Consider the following 18384-nt stretch of genomic DNA (forward strand, 5'->3'; position numbering starts at 1 on the left):
GTGTTGCGGCTTTGCCGCGCCTGTTACTACGAGTGTTTGTATTACGGATCTTTTTTGAGAGTACAGAACATGAGTCGTCGCCACTTTGATGACTACGACGCCAAAGAATGGCAAGAAGAGCATAGTCGGGTAGCGAAGGAACGTCGCAAGCGGGACGCCAAGAAGCATCGCCATCAAACCGATGACGAGGCTCTGGAAGCCCCCGGTCGCCCCCGATCACCGCGTCCCTCGCACTGATCGACCTTTTCTCCCGGTCCTCAAGGGGTATGCTCGCATACCCCCTGTGGTGCTTTTCCCCGAATTCCGCCCTACGCGCCTCCATCGCCGACGACCATCCAGCCACTGCCACGGCCCCCTACTTTGTGTACTATCCCCATAAAGTTCCGTGTCCGGAGGGTGCCATGAACGACCATGACGACGATCTGTTTCGCGACGACTTATTTCGCAAAGAAATGACCGGTGTGGCACCGCTCAAGGACGATGGCCGCGTGCGTCTCAGCCGCCCTCAGCCCCCCAGCCTGGCCCAGCAGCAACGCCGCGCCGCCGCCACCGCCCGGGCCGCCCGGGACGGCAATCCGCTAACCTTGCCGGAGTTTGTTCGGGAAGCCGGCCCCCACGACATCGTCGGGCAGAAGAAAAACGGCGTGCAGGAAGGGGTGTTCCGGAAACTACGGTTGGGCAAGTACGAAACTCAGGCCCATCTGGACCTGCACCGGGTTCGTTTGCTCGATGCCCGCGAGCAGGTATTCCGCTTTCTCCAGGAGGCTCAGGCGCAGGGGTTACGCACCGTGCAAATCAGCCATGGCAAGGGCCAGCACAGCGAACGCCCCGGCCTGCTGAAAAGCTACGTGCTGCACTGGCTGGCCGAGTATCCGGAAGTGCTGGCCTTCCATAGCGCGCCGCAGAATCAGGGCGGCGCCGGCGTCACCCTGGCGCTGTTGAAGAAAAGCAGCGACGCGCGACAGAAAAACCGGGAGTTTTTCTACGAGCGCAGCCGCGCGCAGAGGTAGGCGGGTCGACCGCTGGCACAGAAAGAGCTACGAAGCCGCTGTGGGAGCTTGCCTGCAAGCGAATCTTGGGGCCCGGAAGCCCACTCGCTTGCAGGCAAGCTCCCACAGCGGCTTCGTAGTGGCCTCCGAATTTACCTCTCCAAAGCCCGCAACAGGCTTGGGGTTTAACGGGACAACGATTGTGAGATACCAGCGGTCGGCACGACTCCCGCGCTTAGCGGCTCCGCTGTCCACGATGGAGGGCAATGCCAGTTCCGCCTAAACCGCCATGAGCCCCCCAAAATCCTCCGGCTTTTTTCACCGCCTTACCCGGTTCAAACCGTTGATCGCCGCCACCCGGTAGGCTTCGGCCATGGTGGGATAGTTGAAGGTGGTGTCGACGAAATAATGCAAGGTGTTGTTCGGCGCCGGCTGGCGCATCACCGCCTGCCCCACATGCACGATTTCCATCGCCTGGTAACCGAAACAGTGAATCCCCAACACCGCCAGGGTCTCGCGGTGGAACAGAATTTTCAGCATGCCGACCCGCTCACCGGTGATCTGCGCCCGGGCCAGATTCTTGAAGAACGCCTGCCCCACTTCGTAGGGCACCTTCGATTCCGTCAGTTCCTGCTCGGTCTGCCCCACCGAACTGATACCGGGGATGGTGTAAATACCGGTGGGCACATTTTCCACCTGCTTCACCGGGCCGCCGGTGACGATACCCTCGGCACAGAACCGTCCCTGGTCGTAGGAGGCGCTGGCCAGGGACGGCCAGCCGACTACATCACCCACCGCGTAAACGTTCTCCGCCGCCGTGCAGTAGCGCTCATCCACACTCAACTGCCCCCGGCTGTTGGCTTCCAGCCCCAGATTCTCGATACCCAGATCCTGGGTGTTGCCGGAGCGGCCGTTACACCATAGCAGCGCATCCGCGCGCAGCCGTTTACCGGACTGCAATTCCAGAGTAACGCCGTCGTCGTCAGCGATGATCCGCGAGTATTCCTCGCTGTGACGGATCGTGGCCCCCTGATCCCGCAGGTGGTAGCTGAGCGCATCGGAAATTTCCGTGTCGAGGAAATCCAGCAGATGCTGCCGGTTATTGACCAGGTCCACGCGCATGCCCAGGCCGGTGAACATGCAGCCATACTCGCAGCCGATCACGCCAGCGCCATAGACGATGATGTTGCGGGGTGTATGCGCCATGTTGAGGATGGTGTCGGAGTCGTATATGCGCGGATGGTCGAAGTCCACGTCCGCCGGATGATAAGGCCGCGAGCCGGTGGCGATGAGAATATTGCGGGTACGCAACAGCCACTGACGGCCAACCGGATCGTCCACGCGCACTTCGCCCGGCCCCTGGATATAACCGAGCCCGGAAAATAAACGTACCCGGTTACGAATATAGAAGTCGGTGCGCACTTGCACCTGGGAGTCGATCACTTCCCCGCTGCGGCGGATCAGGTCCTGCCACTGCACCTGACGCGGATTGATCAGACCACGCAGCAACGGATTGCGTTGCGAGCGGATCACCTGACGCACCTGGTGGCGCAGCGCCTTGGAGGGGATCGTGCCCCAATGCGTGCAGTTACCGCCAACCCGGTTCTGGCTCTCGATCATGGCAACACGCAGTCCGCCCTTGGCCGCTTGCATCGCCGCCGCCTCCCCCGCCGGTCCACTGCCGATGATGACTAGATCCCAACCGGAACTGATATCCATAGCGTCTCCTTATCGACTTGGTGGTGATCACGAGATCACGCGAGGGTGTTCGGTGCTGTTTCGCTAGTATAGGAAAAAAGGCGGATCCCCGCCGGGGTCACCAATCAAAAACATCCTTGATGAAAGGGATGGTCAGCGCACGCTGACGGGCCAGCGCCATGTGATCCAGCGTGGCCAGCCGCTCCAGCAGCGCCGCAGGTGAGCGCTCGCTGCGCATGGCCAGATAACGGGCGGCTTCACCGTTGATTCGCAGACCACGCTCGCCGGCGCGCCGCACCACCAATTCCGTCAGCGCCTGTTCATCCAAAGGTTGCAGCCGGATCACCGGTCCCGCCGCCAGCCGCGTGGCCAGATCCGGCAGTTGCCAGGGCGTGGCCGCCGGTGAAGCGGAAGCGGTAAACAGCAGCACGCCGCCACCGGCCATGACGCGGTTATACAGGTGGAACAGGGCTTCTTCCCAGCGCGGCTGGCCGGCGAAACGGTCAACGTCGTCCAGCGCCAGCAGAGTGAATTGTTCCATGCCGTCAAAGACATCGGGCACCAGCGGCAACAACTCCTTGGCCGGCAGCAGACAGGCGGAACGGCCCAGCGCCTGAGCGTGGCGCACCGCGCCTTCCAACAGATGGCTCTTGCCCTGGCCCTCGCCGCCCCACAGCAATACCTGATGTTCCTCACCCTGAGCCGCGGCTTTCACCGAGGCCAGGGCGAGGCCGTTATCACCGGCGTGAAAATTGTCCAGGTCATGCCCTTCGCGCAATTGCAGGGCCAGCGGTAACTGGTTGGTCATGGTTGCCAGCAATACAGGGCACGCCCCTGACTTTCCCCGCATTCGCTGAGGCCGGCCACATCGCGGGCCGGCGCCAGCCCCGCGGGGCTCAATTGAATCAACACCTGATCGCCGTCGAGGGAACGAACCTCCACCGACGCCACGCCGGGTGCCTGGGACAGCGCCTGACGCAAAGCGGTCAGGTCACGCAGGGAGCTGACACCGCGTACCGCCAGCAACGTCATGTCGTCGAAACTGTCCGGCCCGGTGGCGGACGGCGCCGGGCCACCGGCCACCGCCGGCCCAGTGCCAACGGACGTGGTGGGCAACGCGGTCGGCGGATCCTTTTGCTGGCCGTCGGCGGTGCGGATCTCATCGCCATAGCGCTCATTGAGGGTATCGGCCACCGCCGTCACCATGCCGGAGAGCAAGGCCCCGCGTTCACCACTGTCACGATCCTGCGTCACCGTTTCGCGGCCTTCCATCAAACGCCAGTTGAGAGTCTCCTGGCGGCCGTCGTACAGCACCGCGGTGGCTACCCAATCACTGCCGTAACGGCGCGACGCCGCCAGCACCGGCTCATCGAAACGGCCACGAATATCCGCCACCGAGAGCCCTTCGCGGTCCTGTTCGTCCCAAGCCGGGAAGCGCAGCGTCACGCCGCGTTGCGCCGCCACGTCCGTCATCGCATCGGCCAGATCATCACCGGCGCTGACCACGTTGCCACGCCCGCTGCCCGCCACCATCCACACCAGCACCGTGGGCGGCTCCCCCCGCCACACCGGCGCGCCCTGGTTGGCCAGGTAACGGCGCAGGGCGGCGCCGTCGAATTCCAGTTCCAGCCGGGTGGCATCGCCCTCCTGCTGATAGCGGTAAGCCTGCAACCAGCGATCCGGTGTGGCCAGAGCCCCGGCCACGCCGGGCAGGTCGGCCACCTCGGCCCGGCCGGTCAGGCGCCGGGTCAGTCTTTCCAGTCCGTCACGGAGCGCCTCGTCGCCGGGCGCCTCACCACCGGGCCCATCGTTCACGGGCAGCGACACCTGCCCCAGGGTATCGGCCCCCGCGCCCGGCGCCAGGGCCAGCAATAACAGTACGCAGCACAGTAATCGGGTCATCAGTTCGGTCCAGCGGGCCTCGATTGGGCGCGCCATTATCCCCTATCCGAACGCTGCTGGCGAACCGTCCGTCGGCCCGTTTCCACTCCTGGTCCGCGATTGCTAGAATACGCGCCTTCACCATCTGGAGTGCCCCATGAGCGAACAGAAACGGCCGCTGACCTACCGCGACGCCGGCGTGGACATCGATGCCGGCAATGAGCTGGTAAAACGAATCAAACCGGTGGCCAAGCGCACCGGCCGGCCCGAAGTGATGGGCGGTCTGGGAGGCTTCGGCGCTCTTTGCGCTCTGCCGGAAGGGTATCGGAACCCGGTGCTGGTGGCCGGCACCGACGGCGTCGGCACCAAATTGCGTCTGGCCATGGATCACGACCGCCATGACAGCGTCGGCATCGACCTGGTGGCGATGTGCGTGAATGATCTGGTGGTGGGCGGCGCCGAACCGCTGATGTTTCTTGACTACTACGCCACCGGCAAGCTCGATGTGGACACCGCCGCCCGGGTGGTGGAAGGCATCGGCGAAGGCTGCGTGCAGGCCGGTTGCGCCCTGGTGGGCGGCGAAACCGCGGAAATGCCCGGCATGTACCAGGGCGAGGATTATGACCTGGCCGGCTTTTGCGTCGGCGTGGTGGAGCGCGACGGCGTCATCGACGGCAGCCGCGTCCAGGCCGGCGACAAGCTGATCGGTCTGGCCAGCTCCGGCCCTCACTCCAATGGCTACTCCCTGGTACGCCGCATTCTCGAACAGGGTGACACCAACGCCGATCTGGACGGCAAGCCGGTGATCGAGCATCTGCTGGAACCCACCCGCATTTACGTGAAGAGCCTGCTGGCCCTGATCAAGTCCGTGCCGGTGCACGCTCTGGCGCACATCACCGGCGGCGGGCTGCCGGAAAACCTGCCGCGGGTGCTGCCGGACGGCACGCGCGCGGTGGTGGACACCAATACCTGGACCTGGCCGCCGGTATTCCAGTGGCTGCGGGAACAAGGGCAAGTGCCGGAAATGGAGATGTACCGCACCTTCAACTGCGGCATCGGCATGGTGGTGGTGGTGCCCGCCGACCACGTGGATCAGGCGGTGGCCGAGCTGGAAGCCGCCGGCGAACAGCCGATTCTGATCGGTGACATCCGTTCCCACGACGGCGCTCCGGAAGTGGTGATGGAGGGGCTCACTCCGTGACCCACCGTCTGGCGGTGCTGATCAGCGGTTCCGGCACCAACCTGCAAGCCATTCTGGACGCCATCGACGCCGGTTCCCTGGAGGCCCGCGTTACTCTGGTGCTGAGTAACCGGGCCGATGCCGGCGGCCTGCAGCGGGCGCGCCAGGCTGGCGTGGACACGGCGGTGATCGATCATCGCGATTACCCGGACCGGCCCGCGTTCGATCACGCCATGATCCGCGAGCTGGATGCCCATGGCGCCGATACCGTGGCGCTCGCCGGTTTCATGCGCATCCTTTCCAGTGACTTCGTGCGGCACTATGACGGCCGGCTGATCAACATCCACCCTTCGCTGCTGCCACTGCACCGCGGGCTCCACACCCATGCCCGGGCGCTGGAAGCCGGCGATCGTGAACACGGCTGTTCGATCCACTTCGTCACCGAGGAACTGGATGGCGGCCCGTTGATTGCTCAGGCGCGCTTACCGATACTGGCGAACGATACCCCGGAAACCCTGTCCAAACGGGTACAGGAATACGAGCACGGACTTTATCCGGAGGTCCTGCAATGGCGGGCCGCCGGTCGTCTGCGTCTGACCACACAGGGAGTGGCACTGGATGGCGAAATCCTACCCCCACAAGGCCGGCAATGGGCGCCGGAGGCTTCTCACTAGCGCCCTGCTGGCGCTGCTGACCCTGGCGACGGTCCCGGCCATCGCCGCCGAACCACCAATCACTCCGTTCCAGCTGCAATACCGGCTCAAGGCCCAGGGCATTCCCTTCGCGGTCACCGCCAACCGGACGCTGAAAGCCCTCGGCGACGGACAATGGCAGATGGACGTGGTGGCCAGCAATGTGCTCGGCGAAATTCGCGAGACCTCCCGTTTCGTCTGGAACGGGTGCACGCCGGTGAGCCGTTTCTACGGTTACCGGCGCAAGGGACTCGGCCAGCTCAAGGAAGCCGAAGTCCGTATCCCGGCCGGCGGCGCCACCGCCACCGCCAAGCGCAGTGGCAAGGCGGATCGCCAATACCCGGTGCCGGCGGCGGCGGTCACTGACAAAATTTCCCTGACCCTGGCCCTGCAGTGCCGGCTGGCCCGGGGCGAACGGGATCTGACCTTGCATGTGGCCGATGAGCGGGAACTGGAAAGCCAGCATTATCTGGTCGAGGGCGAGGAAACCCTGAGCCTCGACGGCAAGCCTGTCACCACGGTCAAGGTACGCCGCGACCGCAGCGGCAACAGCCCCCGGCAGACCTGGCTGTGGTTCGCACCGGAATACGGCTATACGCTGGTGCAACTGGTGCAGGAAAACGAGGACGGCCGCCACGTGATGACCCTGCAGGGAGCGCTACCATGATGCGTGCCGCGCTCCTGGCACTGGCTCTGGCATTACCTGGCGGTGCTGCTCTGGCCGAGCCGCTGGCACCGTTCGCCGCCGAATACCGCATCCACGTCAACAAGATTCCGACGCCCATCAAGGCGACCCTGGTGCTGGAACCCGCGCCGGGAGAAGATCGTTACCGCATGCTGTTCGAAGCGGACTCCTTCATGCTCACCAATACAGAGGAGAGCTGGTTCGAATGGAACGACTGTGAACCGCGCACCGAACGTTACGTGCATGAGTTCCAGGGATTCGGCAAGCACCGCTATCACCACACCGATTTTTCCTGGTCACCGCCCAGAGCGGTCAACAGCGACAGTAAGGAGGGCAAGGAGAGTTTCGATATCCCCGCCGATGCCCTGGACGAGCTGACCATGTTACTGCGGGCCCGTTGCGTGTTCGCCACCGGCGACAAGGAATACACCGCCACCAGCGTCTACGGCGATCGTATCCGCCAGCATCATTTCATCGTCATTGACCGGGAAACCCTGGACACCCCCATGGGGGAACTGGACACGCTGATCGTGGAGAAGCGCCGCAAAGGCGACCGCAAGGAGAAACGCCGCACCCTGTTCTGGGTGGCACCGGCCAAGGACTACATGGTGGTGAAAGCCCGCCATATTGAAAGCACGCTACTGCGCGGCGAGCTGATCATGATCGACTACGGGAATTGAGGCTCCGCCGGATTTGACCGTTTTTTCACCCTCTCCCTTGAGGGGAAAGGGTGAACTTCAAACATCAGGCCTTCGGCAGCGTCACGCCGCGCTGGCCCTGGTACTTGCCGCCGCGGTCCATGTAGGACACCGCGCACTCCTCGTCGGATTCCAGGAACAGCATCTGCGCCACCCCTTCATTGGCGTAGATTTTCGCCGGCAGCGTGGTGGTGTTGGAAAACTCCAGGGTCACGTGCCCTTCCCATTCCGGTTCCAGCGGCGTGACGTTGACGATGATGCCGCAACGGGCATAGGTGGATTTGCCCAGGCAGATGGTCAGCACGTTACGGGGAATGCGGAAATACTCCACAGTCCGCGCCAGCGCGAAGGAGTTGGGCGGAATAATGCAGGAATCGCCCTTGATATCGACGAAGCTCTTCTCGTCGAAGTGCTTCGGGTCCACCGTGGCCGAATGGATGTTGGTGAAGACCTTGAATTCGTCGGCGCAGCGCACGTCATAACCATAACTGGACACGCCATAGGAAATCAGCTTGTTGCCCTCGCCGTCGACGCGCACCTGCTCGGCCTCGAACGGTTCGATCATGCCCTGCTCGCGGGCCATGCGGGAGATCCAGCGATCGGATTTAATACTCATGACAAGCCTTGTCCAGTGATGGGGTGAATCGGCCAATGGTACAGAAGGAGTCCCTTCGGCCTCAATGCTGGGTGACCACTTTCGGGAAACCTCGTTTGCCTTCCTCGGTGAGCGACAGCCGCGCCGCCAGACGCCGGGCCGCCGCCAGATACAGCGCGGCCTCCGGGCCGTCGGGCTCGGCCGCCACGGTGGGCCGGCCACTATCGGCCTGCTCGCGGATCTTCAGCGACAACGGCAATGCCCCCAGCACCTCGGTGTGATAACGGTCCGCCAGCCGCCGCGCGCCACCTTCCCCGAACACATGCTCCTGGTGGCCGCACTGGCTGCACACGTGCACCGCCATGTTCTCGATGATGCCCAATACCCGCACATCCACCTTGCGGAACATCTCCACCCCCTTGGTGGCGTCCAGCAAGGCTATATCCTGGGGGGTGGTCACCACCACGGCGCCGGCCACCGGCACCTTCTGCGCCAGCGTCAGCACAATGTCACCGGTGCCCGGCGGCAGATCGACGATCAGATAATCCAGTTGGTGCCACAACGTCTGCTGCATCATTTGCGTCAGCGCGCCGCTGGCCTTGGGGCCACGCCAGACCACCGGTGTCTGCTCGGTGATCAGGTAGCCCATGGACATGCTTTGCAGGCCGAGGGCCTCCACCGGCACGAACCGATTGCCGTCACGCACCTGTGGCCGCGTGCCCTCCGGCAGCCCCAGCATCAGCGGCTGGCTGGGGCCGAAGATGTCGGCGTCGAGAATACCGACGCGGGCGCCTTCCCGGCTCAGTGCCAGAGCCAGATTCACCGCGGTGGTGGATTTGCCCACCCCGCCCTTGCCGGACGCCACCGCGATCACATTGGTCACCTGAGCCATGGCCGGCATGCCACCCTGGGCGCGGTGCGGCTTGATCGCCACTGTTACCGCCAGCAGCAGACGACGCCCTTCGATCACCTCCTCCACCGCGGCACGAATACGCTCGCGCAGCGCCGGCAGCACCGATGCGCAGGGGTAGCCCAGGGTAATCTCCAGCCGCACCTGATCCTGATCCACCCGCAGCGCCGACAGGGCGCCGGCGCTGATCAGGTCGGTTTGCAAATCTTCCGGGATCAAATCGCCAAGAACCTGTCTAACCGCCTGTTCGACTTCCGCCATGGAACCTCCTGATGATGAACCAGGAATGATAAAGTTCCCCGGTAACACAACCAAGGTCGCAACCGGAATTACCTCATAACCAATGAATAAGGGAGTATCACAATGCGCAACAAACCGGCTCTTTTCGTCGTCGCTCTGGCCGTTCTGGGGCTGAGCGCCTGCGGCACGGACAGCGGCACCGCCACCGGAGAGCGCGACACCATTACCGTGTCCGGCGAGGGTAACGTCAGCGGTCAGCCGGATATTTTCAATCTGCAGGCAACGGCCCGGGAAACCGGTGATGACATCGCCACCATGAAGGGTCGCGTGGACGATCAGGTCAAGGCCATGCTGGATCTGGCCGATTCCCTGGATATCGAGGAGAAAGACGTCACCGCTACCGATATTCGCGTTACCCCGCAGTGGCAGTACCAGCCGGAACGCAAGCTGATCGGCCATGAAGTGGCGCGGGAAGTGCGCTTCCAGGTCAAGGGAATCGAGGTCTATGCGGAACTGGCCGACGGCCTGACCAAACTGGGCCTGAAGGACATTTCCCCGGCCGGCACCGATATCAGCAACGCCGCCGAGCTGAACCAGCAGGCGCTGGAAGCAGCGGTGGAAGATGCCCGCGCCAAGGCTGAAATCGTCGCCAAGGCAGCGGACCGCAAGCTCGGCCCGGCCATTACCATCAATGTGCAGAGCCAGAGCCATCCGGTACCGATGATGCGTGCCGCCATGGCCAAGGACGCGGTACAGGAAAGCTATCGCCCTGGTGAGCAGGACCTGAGCGCTCAGGTCATGGTTACCTTCCAGTTGCGCTGATCCTCTTTTCCGCAGGGCCCCCCAGATGGTGGAGGCCCTGTGGTTACCCTGTTTCCCGCCAATACACTCACTGTCGGCCTGACCTCCGCGCCGCCAGCCACTCTGCCATCGGTCAATGTCACTTTTTGCGGTATTGTCCGACAATTCAGAAGCGATGCCGCCGGAAGGGACGGCTACACTGAATCGCAATCCGGTTGTGCTAGTCATGCATTGGCGTAACCACGGAACACTCAACACGAAGTACTCAACACGAAGTACTCAACAATAAACATCTCCGGTCCGCCCATGGGCCGGCAGCGAGATCGGCGGCCCGCCCACGGGCCGGTCGTCAGCCAGGGAGATCCGCATGAATCGGACGCTCAAGCAACTCGAGCGCGACATCGCCAACGCCACCACCTATCAGGCGTGGCTGGAAGCCAGTCTGGAACACGACCGGATATCCGGCGCCGATGAATGGAAGGACATCGACCGCTCCCCACACTACGATTACGAGTTGATCCGCAACCGGCTCTGGCAAATTCGCCAGGCCCGCGAGCGGCACAATGTCAACAAGCTGGTGTTCCACCTCCACGAGGGCCTGCACGGCAATCTCGGCAACATTTCCAATCCGGCGCTGTACCGCCACAGCCGGGTCGGTACCAAGCATCTGATCGAGCGCTACCTGGACGAAGTCTGCGCCGCCCTGAACTATCTGTGCGACGAGTCCTTCGAACAATTTGGCCTGAAACAGAAACTGGATTTCTTCGAAACCACCGGCCAGGCGTTCGGCCAGAGCGGCCTGATGCTGTCCGGCGGCGCCGCCCTCGGGCTATTCCATGTGGGCGTGGTGAAAAGCCTGTGGGAACAGGGCCTGTTACCGTGCGTGATCTCCGGCTCCAGCGCCGGCAGTATCGTCGCGTCGGTGGTGGGCACGCACAGCAATGATGAACTGGCGGAAAAACTGCGCCCGGAGAACCTTTATCTGGAAGCGTTCCGCGCCGCCGGCTGGAAGGGCCTGGTACGCGGCACGCCGGTACTGGACGGCGATCATCTGGAAGCTTGCCTGGAAGAGAACATTCCCGACCTCACCTTCGAGGAGGCCTATCGCAAGACCGGCCGCGAGATCAACATCACCGTCAGCCCCTATGACCGCAACCAGCATAGTCGGCTGCTGAACTGGCGCACCTCACCCAACGTTTTGATCCGCAAGGCTTCCCTGGCCAGTTGCGCGATTCCCGGCATCTACCCTCCGGTGAGCCTGTGGGCCAAGAACATCGACGGCGAGCGGGTCCCTTACATTCCCGGGCGCAAATTCGTCGACGGCTCGATCCAGGATGACCTGCCGGTGCGGCGTCTGGCACGCCTGTTCGGCGTCAACCACTCCATCGTCAGCCAGACCAATCCCCACGTAGTGCCGTTCCTGTCACGCAGCGAGAGCACCGATTCCAGCTTCAGCACCCTGGCCGATTGGGGCGTGCGCAACCTGTCCATGAATCTGAACTACGCACTGGAACTGGCGCAGCGGCGGGTGCGCTCCAACGATCTGGGGCTGCTGATCAGCAAGGCGCAAAACGTGGTCAAGCAACGCTACATCGGCGACATCAATCTGATCCCGCCACGCCAGCCGCTGAATCTGCTGCGCATACTGCGCAACCCCAGCATGGACGATGTGCGCAACTTCATCAGTCTGGGCGAACGCACCACCTGGCCCAAACTCGACATGATCGGCAACTCCACCCGTATCAGCCGGACCTTCCTGGCCTGCCGCCAACGGCTGGATCAACTGGAGGAACGCACGCTCAACCGGTTGCAACTGGCGTATTCCCCCGACGATCCGGAACACCGGCGCGTCAGCGCCAACGATCTGTCGCACTAAGAGCACTAATAAGCACGGAGAAGATGCTTAGCGCAATTCCGTCTTGCCGCCCCCTTTAAAGCGTCATCATGAACCTCTATGTTCTCTGGAGCTGTCAACCAACATAACTGTCAGCCAACATGGCTATCAGCCAAACAAAAAGGAGGCTTAGCATGGCACTGCAATTGGGTGATACCGCGCCGGACTTCAACCAGGAGTCCACCGACGGTCCGATTTCCTTCCACCAATGGGCCGGGGACAACTGGGTGGTGCTGTTTTCCCATCCCAAGGATTTCACCCCGGTGTGCACCACCGAGCTGGGAGAAGTGGCCCGGCTGAAACCGGAATTCGAGAAACGCAACGCCAAGGTCATCGGTCTGTCAGTGGACCCGCTCGATGATCACAATGCCTGGTGCGGCGACATCGAGGAAACTCAGGGACAGGCTCTGAACTTCCCGCTGCTGGCCGACGCCGACCGCAAGGTCGCCAATCTGTATGGCATGATCCATCCCAACGCCAACGACACCCTGACCGTGCGCAGCGTGTTTGTCATCGACCCGAACAAGAAGATCCGTCTCACCATTACCTACCCGGCCAGCACCGGCCGCAACTTCGACGAGATTCTGCGGGTCATCGACAGCCTGCAACTCACCGATGGCTACAAAGTGGCGACGCCGGTGAACTGGAACGACGGCGACGACGTCATCATCGTTCCCTCGCTCAGCAACGAGGACGCACAAAAGCTGTTCCCCGAAGGCTGGGATGAGAAAAAGCCCTATCTGCGGATGGTCAAGCAACCGAAAACCAGCTGAACCGTTCCGCCCTCTGTCAGAGCGGCGGCCTGAACAGCCGAAGTCCGTGTTCGCGCGGGCTTCGGCTTTTTGATGGGCTTGTAACTCCCCCCGCCATGGTCAGCAAACCCTGGCCCGCGTCATGGTAAGCTGACTTTCCCATTGGACACCGCACCGAACCGGAATGGATCTCTCCAACACCTTCACCCAGGATGAACTTCAGCAACTGCGTAAGCACGATATCGTGATCTGGGCCGACCGCGTCATCTTTGAAGCACGGCCTCCCATCAGCGAGGATGCGTTGCGGGACATTCGCCAGCGCATTCGTGGCTCCCTGCCCGAAGACCTGCTGTCGCTCTGGCGGCTCACCGCTGGCGGCCGCTTGGACTACGATCTGCGCTTGACCATGCAGGGCAATCAGGAAGCGATTTCCTGGGCCGAGCTGTTCTACCACGACAGCGAAGGCTATCGTGATCTGCCCGGCTGGATCGAGCACGAACAGGCGCTTGCTGAAGAAGCCGCCGAGGCGCGTGGACATAATTGGGACGGCAAAATTGAAGCCCTGCCCATCGGTGGCTTCGAATACTGCGACCGCATCTATGTGGTCACCGACCATAACGCCCTGGATTACGGCCACACCCTGGCTTGGAAAATGGGCTTGCCGCCAGCCTGGCGCCACGCCATGCACGAGGACGGCCTGGCCACCATAGCACCGACTCTGCGGGAGGCTTTTCAATGCCTTGGACTGGAAAAAGATCCGGTCTCCGACGACAGCGCCGATACCGGTCTGGAATTCTTGGAGTATCTGGACTCCCGCCGGCAGGACCATGACTTGCCCGCCGCTCTGGCCGATAAGGTCATCGACTTTTACCGGCAAGCCGTGCTGGATTGGCGGGGCGCGCTGGAAACCGGCACCCTGAGCGACAATCCTCTTCTTGCCACGCTGGCTCTGAGTCACGCTATTCAACAGGACGATGCCGCCCTGCTCAGGCAATTGCTCGAGCGCGGTGTCGCGCTGGATATTCCGTTACGCGGCGACATGGGTCCGCTTTCCCTGGCTGTTATCAACAATGCCTGGTCAGTCTTTCAAGCCCTGCTTGAGCGTAATCCACCGCTCCCCGAACGGCTGCTGGACGACGTTAACGGTCCTGTCCCCAAGGCGTTGGTGGCCCGCCTGCTGACCCACCCCGATCAGGCCTCGGTACAGGCAACACTGCGCTGCGTCCTCCATGGTGTCCCCGACAGCGCCCACTGCATCGCCGAACAGCTGTCCGTACAGCAGCGCGCCACCCTGCCGCAACAAAAACAAGCACTGTTGACGTCATTGCGTACGAGTTTGGAAAAGGTTAGACAGGGCAAACTCGCGCACTACCTGGGTGAAGACGGACTGCGCTTGCAGGTGGAACGGCTGGAGGCATTCCGGCTCTAACCGGCTTCAAGGAGCGTAAGCAACCCAGCCCTTGAAGGTGAATCCGGCGTAAAACAGCTCAGACCCTTCGAAGCCCGCTTCCCGCAACAGAGCCTCCTCCTGCTCCGGGGCAAGCAAGGGCAGCCGGGCGCCAATGGCTTCGATGGCTCTTTCGGCATCAACTCCGGCAACCCCGGACGACGCCGCGAAAGCAGCATAACGCTTCAGCCAGCGCAGTTTCTCATCCTCGTCCTGGGGAAAACTGTGATGGGCCACCACCAGCGGCGCCCCGGGTTTCAAGCGGCACCGCAGCGCTTCAAGCGTGTGCCGACGCTGCTCCATCGATAGAAAGTGCAAGGTCAACAGGCAGGTGGCACCGTCGAAAGCCATGTCCGGCGCCTGGTCGATATAGCCCTCGAGAAGCTCCACACGGTCCGCGAACGGGCCCAGCGTATCCACCGCCAGCGTCAGCATCCGCGCCGAGGGATCAACGCCCAAAAAACGCCATCCGGACCGGGCTTGCGCGAAGGCCTTCAGTTCCAGGCCACCACCAGCGCCCAACACCAGAACATGCCCCTGTTCGGGGACGCGCTCCGCCAGCAGCAACTCCGCCATTCTCTGCAGCGCATGGAAACCCGGCACCTGTCTGACCGGACCTTCAGCGTACCGGGCAACGGACCCGGGATCGGAAAAAGAGGACACAGGAGATTCCTTGCCGCCGTTTCGCCTTATCGTAACTTTAATTGTTACCATAAGGAAGACACACATGGAAAAGAGAGAACAGGCGAAGAAGTTCGGCCAGACCGCCAGTCGCCTAACTAAAGCGTTTTATGCACTACGCCGATCGGCGTCCACTCACCACAACCCGCAATCATGCCGTCCCCCTGGGCATTGAGCTTCCTGAGGCAGATCGCGGCCTTCCTCTCCTTGCCGTCGATCAACATCACCGTGAACTTGTCCAGCGTGACCGCCGTCAGATCATTGCCGCCACCACAACCAGCGAGCAAGAAGAGCACCGCCACTCCCCAGAACCACTTCCTCATGTCACGTCCTTCATCCGTTGGTCTTCAGAATCGTTTTCCAGGAAGAGAGGATACCGCATCCTGACAAGGCTCGTTCCACCCTGCTGGTGACGGAGGTGTTATTTGCGGGAGAAAGGAAGATTTGGAGCGGGTGAAGGGAATGTGCCAGAGGCATCCCGCGCCAGCGCGGGACCGTCGCCAGGGCGACGTCCGCTCGCCGTATACGGCGAGACGTCGAACCGGAGGGGTCAATCCATGACCTCCAGCCACGCCAAACCAAAAAGGCCGCCATAAGGCGACCCTTTCAGTTTGGAGCGGGTGAAGGGAATCGAACCCTCGTCGTAAGCTTGGGAAGCTTCTGCTCTACCATTGAGCTACACCCGCCTTGGCGAAACGGCAATATAATTAACGCCTTATGCCATGTCCACTGTCTCACGGCATTTTCCACAGGCGCGCGCTCTGTTGCCCGAATGCCCAAGCGGGTATCCGGGTCACCAAGGGTAACTCGGCCATGGCGTCACCCACTTTTGGTGGAGAAGCCCAGACAACCAGGAGGTCAGGCGGAAACCTGGCTGTGCCGCGGCTCCGGCCGCAAGAACGCCAACACCGCCATGTACACCAAGGCGAATGGGGGGACCAGGGACATGAACAGTCCCAGTACGGCGGCAAGAACCGGTGCGCGAACTTTCTTGCGTGCCAGAAAATAGGAACTCACTGCACAGAGCACAGCCCAGGCGATCGCCATCTGCCCCAGCAGGGTGGTGCTGATATCCATCATTAGCCTCTACCTTTTGTTATCGAATAGTATCGGTTTTGGTGTCGTTCTCCACGGGGGCGCCGCTCTGGTTTGCACCGCCCGGCCCTCCCCGATCCGTAAACAGACTTGATCCAACATCAGGGAGCGGCGATCAAAAATCAACCCCTTTTTGTCGATCAAAGGTGGCTTCAAACGCCGACAGCGATGACCTCTCTGAGATGGAAAACGAGGGGGCACCGCCAAAAGCACGGCGGCGCCTCCCCCTGCCGGCGGCGTCAGGTCTCCAGTGGATAGCCCGCTTCCTGCCAGTCCGCCTTGCCTTCCACGTACTCCAATACATTCCGGTAACCGGCACCGCGCAGAAAACCGGCGGCAATGCGCGAATTCTGGCAACCGGTATTGGCGCAATACACCACGATGGTGGCGTCCTTGTCCGGTAGTGCCGTGCCGGCGAGGGCACTCACCTCCTCATGGGGGATATTGATCGCCCCGGGCAGATGACCGCTATGGAAATGCCGTTCCGGCAAGGCCTCCACCAGCACCATGGGGTCACCGTTATCCAGACGCCGTTTCAGTTCATCACGTTGAATGCTGTCGTTCATGGTTTCACTCCTTTTCACTTGGTTGCAAATGCAACCAAAACAACCCTACTCGCAACCGGTTGCACTTGCAACCACTTGCCGTTACTCTGGTGAACATGAATACGACTCCCACGGAACAAACGATTGCCGCCTGGGCCCGGCTGCTTCGCGTTCATACGCAATGGCAGGAACAGGTGCAATCGGCACTGAAAGCAGCGGATCTGCCTCCCCTGGCATGGTATGACGTGCTGCTGGAACTGCATCGCAAACGGCACGGCCTGCGGCAGTACGAGATCGGCGAGCGCATGCTGCTGCCCAAGCACAACCTGTCCCGCTTGCTTGACCGCCTGGAAAAGGAGGCATTGGTGACCCGGCGGACCAGTCCGGAGGATGGCCGGGGCAACCGGGTTCTGATCACCCGCTCCGGCCGCCGGCTGCTGCAACGCATGTGGCCGGTCTATGGCCGGGTTATCCAGGAATGTCTGGGACAGCGGCTGACCGCCGCCGAGGTAACCACTCTGGCGAAACTGCTGGACAAACTGCAGCAATAACCGGCTCTGAACAAAGCCTCTGACGTTTTGGACCCGGGGTCCGAATCGGCCTATTCTGAGAGCCTGAATGACAGAACAACGCAGGATACGTCCTGAACGCATGAGGTAGCGACCATGACGTCTTCCCGGCCCGGCGCCGGGCGTTCCTCCAATGAAGATTCTGCTCTGGTGGATCCGTCCCCCCGTTACGATTATCTGGAATACAGCCCTCACGCCGTGTCCGGCGATCAGCCGCTTGCCGCCGAAGTAGCGGTGGCGATCAGCTATAACGGCATCAATCACGCGGTAATGATGGCGACCCCCAACGATATGGAGGATTTTGTTACCGGCTTCACACTGACCGCGGGACTGGTGGATAGCCCCCTGGCGATCCACGGCATCGATCTGACGCCGCAGGAAGACGCGATCCAGGTTGAAGTGACTTTAAGCAGCCGAGCCTTCACCGCCTTCAAACACCGACGCCGCGGCCAGGCGGGCAGCGGCGGCTGCGGCCTGTGCGGGGTGGAAGCCCTGGATCAGGCCTTGCCGCCACTGCCCGTACGGGACACGGCGCCACTGCCGCCGCTGGCCCATTTGGCGGGGTTACATGAACGCTTTCAGGCAACACAAGCTCTTGCCCGCGACAGCGGCGCCATGCACGCGGCGGTTTACGTGGATGGTGCTGGTAAAACGCGTCTGTGCCGCGAGGACATCGGCCGTCATAACGCCCTGGACAAGCTGATCGGCGCCTGCGTCCGCGCGGGTCTGGATCCCGGCAGCGGCTTTTTGGCCATCACCAGCCGTTGCGGCCTGGAATTGATCCACAAAGCAGTGCGTGCCGGCGCCGGCACCCTGGTGAGTTTGTCCGCGCCATCATCGCTGAGCGTGCGGCGGGCACGCAGCAGCCGGCTGAACCTGATTCATCAGCCCCACCACGGCGCTCCCCGATTGTTCAGTCCGCCCCCCGGCGAGCAAACCGGGCACAGACACCTGGGCCAAGAACCCAGGAAGGCTTAGTCGCCCGGAATTCTATGGGGCGGCCGGCCACCTGTTTCGCGGTCTTGTCGGCAA

The 18384-nt window shown here is 62.3% G+C and carries 21 protein-coding genes and 1 tRNA gene; 12 read left to right on the plus strand and 10 right to left on the minus strand.

Annotated features, from left to right (window positions below):
• Positions 1-69: 69 nt before the first annotated feature.
• Both RYH70_RS12880 and smrA read left to right on the plus strand, forming a co-directional pair.
• Entirely contained in the window at positions 70-237 is a 168-nt protein-coding gene (locus RYH70_RS12880) for a hypothetical protein (RefSeq protein WP_155854813.1), read from the plus strand.
• 164 nt (positions 238-401) lie between these two features.
• Positions 402-1010: a DNA endonuclease SmrA gene (smrA, locus tag RYH70_RS12885; RefSeq protein ID WP_022996489.1), complete on the plus strand. Its 609-nt coding sequence runs from the start codon at positions 402-404 to the stop codon at positions 1008-1010.
• 297 nt (positions 1011-1307) lie between these two features.
• On the opposite strand, the gene sthA is transcribed toward smrA, so the two are convergent.
• From sthA to RYH70_RS12900, 3 genes are all read right to left on the minus strand, one after another.
• Positions 1308-2708 carry a Si-specific NAD(P)(+) transhydrogenase gene (gene sthA, locus RYH70_RS12890; protein WP_022996488.1) on the minus strand — a complete coding sequence of 467 codons (1401 nt, stop codon included), beginning with the start codon at positions 2706-2708 and terminating at the stop codon, positions 1308-1310.
• A gap of 97 nt (positions 2709-2805) precedes the next feature.
• The gene (gene hda, locus RYH70_RS12895; protein WP_022996487.1) at positions 2806-3495 is read right to left on the minus strand and encodes a DnaA regulatory inactivator Hda; all 690 of its coding nucleotides are present in this window, start codon (positions 3493-3495) and stop codon (positions 2806-2808) included.
• On the minus strand, positions 3492-4625 hold the full coding sequence (locus RYH70_RS12900; protein WP_317009237.1) for a DUF2066 domain-containing protein: 1134 nt from the start codon (positions 4623-4625) through the stop codon (positions 3492-3494). The genes hda and RYH70_RS12900 overlap by 4 nt, the downstream gene beginning before the upstream one ends.
• 100 nt (positions 4626-4725) lie before the next feature.
• Between RYH70_RS12900 and purM the strand changes: the two genes are divergently transcribed.
• The 4 genes from purM to RYH70_RS12920 are packed head-to-tail and all read left to right on the plus strand — an operon-like array spanning position 4726 to position 7805.
• On the plus strand, positions 4726-5769 hold the full coding sequence (gene purM / locus RYH70_RS12905; RefSeq protein WP_063140753.1) for a phosphoribosylformylglycinamidine cyclo-ligase: 1044 nt from the start codon (positions 4726-4728) through the stop codon (positions 5767-5769).
• Positions 5766-6422 carry a phosphoribosylglycinamide formyltransferase gene (gene purN / locus RYH70_RS12910; protein WP_317009238.1) on the plus strand — a complete coding sequence of 219 codons (657 nt, stop codon included), beginning with the start codon at positions 5766-5768 and terminating at the stop codon, positions 6420-6422. The genes purM and purN overlap by 4 nt, the downstream gene beginning before the upstream one ends.
• The gene (locus tag RYH70_RS12915; RefSeq protein ID WP_022996483.1) at positions 6367-7107 is read left to right on the plus strand and encodes a DUF3108 domain-containing protein; all 741 of its coding nucleotides are present in this window, start codon (positions 6367-6369) and stop codon (positions 7105-7107) included. Before purN ends, RYH70_RS12915 begins: the two co-directional genes overlap by 56 nt.
• Entirely contained in the window at positions 7104-7805 is a 702-nt protein-coding gene (locus RYH70_RS12920; protein ID WP_022996482.1) for a DUF3108 domain-containing protein, read from the plus strand. The genes RYH70_RS12915 and RYH70_RS12920 overlap by 4 nt, the downstream gene beginning before the upstream one ends.
• A 64-nt stretch (positions 7806-7869) precedes the next feature.
• Here RYH70_RS12920 and dcd read toward each other — a convergent pair whose 3' ends face one another.
• Together dcd and apbC are read right to left on the minus strand one after the other, a co-directional pair.
• Positions 7870-8439: a dCTP deaminase gene (gene dcd / locus RYH70_RS12925; protein WP_014995252.1), complete on the minus strand. Its 570-nt coding sequence runs from the start codon at positions 8437-8439 to the stop codon at positions 7870-7872.
• Positions 8440-8500: 61 nt separating this feature from the next.
• Positions 8501-9589: an iron-sulfur cluster carrier protein ApbC gene (gene apbC / locus RYH70_RS12930; protein WP_022996481.1), complete on the minus strand. Its 1089-nt coding sequence runs from the start codon at positions 9587-9589 to the stop codon at positions 8501-8503.
• 102 nt (positions 9590-9691) lie between these two features.
• Between apbC and RYH70_RS12935 the strand changes: the two genes are divergently transcribed.
• From RYH70_RS12935 to RYH70_RS12950, 4 genes are all read left to right on the plus strand, one after another.
• Positions 9692-10390, plus strand: coding sequence for an SIMPL domain-containing protein (locus tag RYH70_RS12935; RefSeq protein ID WP_080531197.1), 699 nt, complete (start codon positions 9692-9694; stop codon positions 10388-10390).
• Between the two features lie 346 nt (positions 10391-10736).
• Positions 10737-12245: a DUF3336 domain-containing protein gene (locus RYH70_RS12940; protein WP_022996479.1), complete on the plus strand. Its 1509-nt coding sequence runs from the start codon at positions 10737-10739 to the stop codon at positions 12243-12245.
• A gap of 152 nt (positions 12246-12397) precedes the next feature.
• Entirely contained in the window at positions 12398-13036 is a 639-nt protein-coding gene (locus RYH70_RS12945) for a peroxiredoxin (protein ID WP_080531198.1), read from the plus strand.
• 163 nt (positions 13037-13199) lie between these two features.
• Positions 13200-14444 (plus strand): hypothetical protein, encoded by a 1245-nt coding sequence (locus RYH70_RS12950; protein ID WP_233916633.1) that lies wholly within the window; start codon positions 13200-13202, stop codon positions 14442-14444.
• Between the two features lie 6 nt (positions 14445-14450).
• Here the strand turns inward: RYH70_RS12950 and RYH70_RS12955 are convergent, their stop codons facing one another.
• The 5 genes from RYH70_RS12955 to RYH70_RS12975 form a co-directional block, all read right to left on the minus strand.
• Positions 14451-15125, minus strand: a complete 675-nt coding sequence (locus RYH70_RS12955) for a class I SAM-dependent methyltransferase (protein WP_063140746.1) — start codon at positions 15123-15125, stop codon at positions 14451-14453.
• 116 nt (positions 15126-15241) lie between these two features.
• Complete coding sequence (locus RYH70_RS12960; RefSeq protein ID WP_317009239.1) at positions 15242-15466, minus strand: hypothetical protein; 225 nt, start codon at positions 15464-15466, stop codon at positions 15242-15244.
• Positions 15467-15755: 289 nt separating this feature from the next.
• Positions 15756-15829, minus strand: a tRNA-Gly gene (locus RYH70_RS12965).
• Positions 15830-16001: 172 nt separating this feature from the next.
• Positions 16002-16223, minus strand: coding sequence for a hypothetical protein (locus RYH70_RS12970; protein WP_022996476.1), 222 nt, complete (start codon positions 16221-16223; stop codon positions 16002-16004).
• A 254-nt stretch (positions 16224-16477) separates the two neighbouring features.
• Positions 16478-16804 carry a rhodanese-like domain-containing protein gene (locus RYH70_RS12975; RefSeq protein ID WP_022996475.1) on the minus strand — a complete coding sequence of 109 codons (327 nt, stop codon included), beginning with the start codon at positions 16802-16804 and terminating at the stop codon, positions 16478-16480.
• 95 nt (positions 16805-16899) lie between these two features.
• On the opposite strand from RYH70_RS12975, the gene RYH70_RS12980 reads away from it, so the two are divergent.
• Together RYH70_RS12980 and fdhD are read left to right on the plus strand one after the other, a co-directional pair.
• Complete coding sequence (locus tag RYH70_RS12980; protein ID WP_022996474.1) at positions 16900-17334, plus strand: MarR family winged helix-turn-helix transcriptional regulator; 435 nt, start codon at positions 16900-16902, stop codon at positions 17332-17334.
• Between the two features lie 114 nt (positions 17335-17448).
• A complete protein-coding gene (gene fdhD, locus RYH70_RS12985; RefSeq protein WP_317009240.1) occupies positions 17449-18330 on the plus strand; it encodes a formate dehydrogenase accessory sulfurtransferase FdhD in 882 nt (293 codons plus the stop codon).
• Positions 18331-18384 lie beyond the last annotated feature (54 nt).

Source organism: Alloalcanivorax xenomutans (assembly GCF_032810065.1).
Lineage (GTDB): Bacteria > Pseudomonadota > Gammaproteobacteria > Pseudomonadales > Alcanivoracaceae > Alloalcanivorax > Alloalcanivorax xenomutans.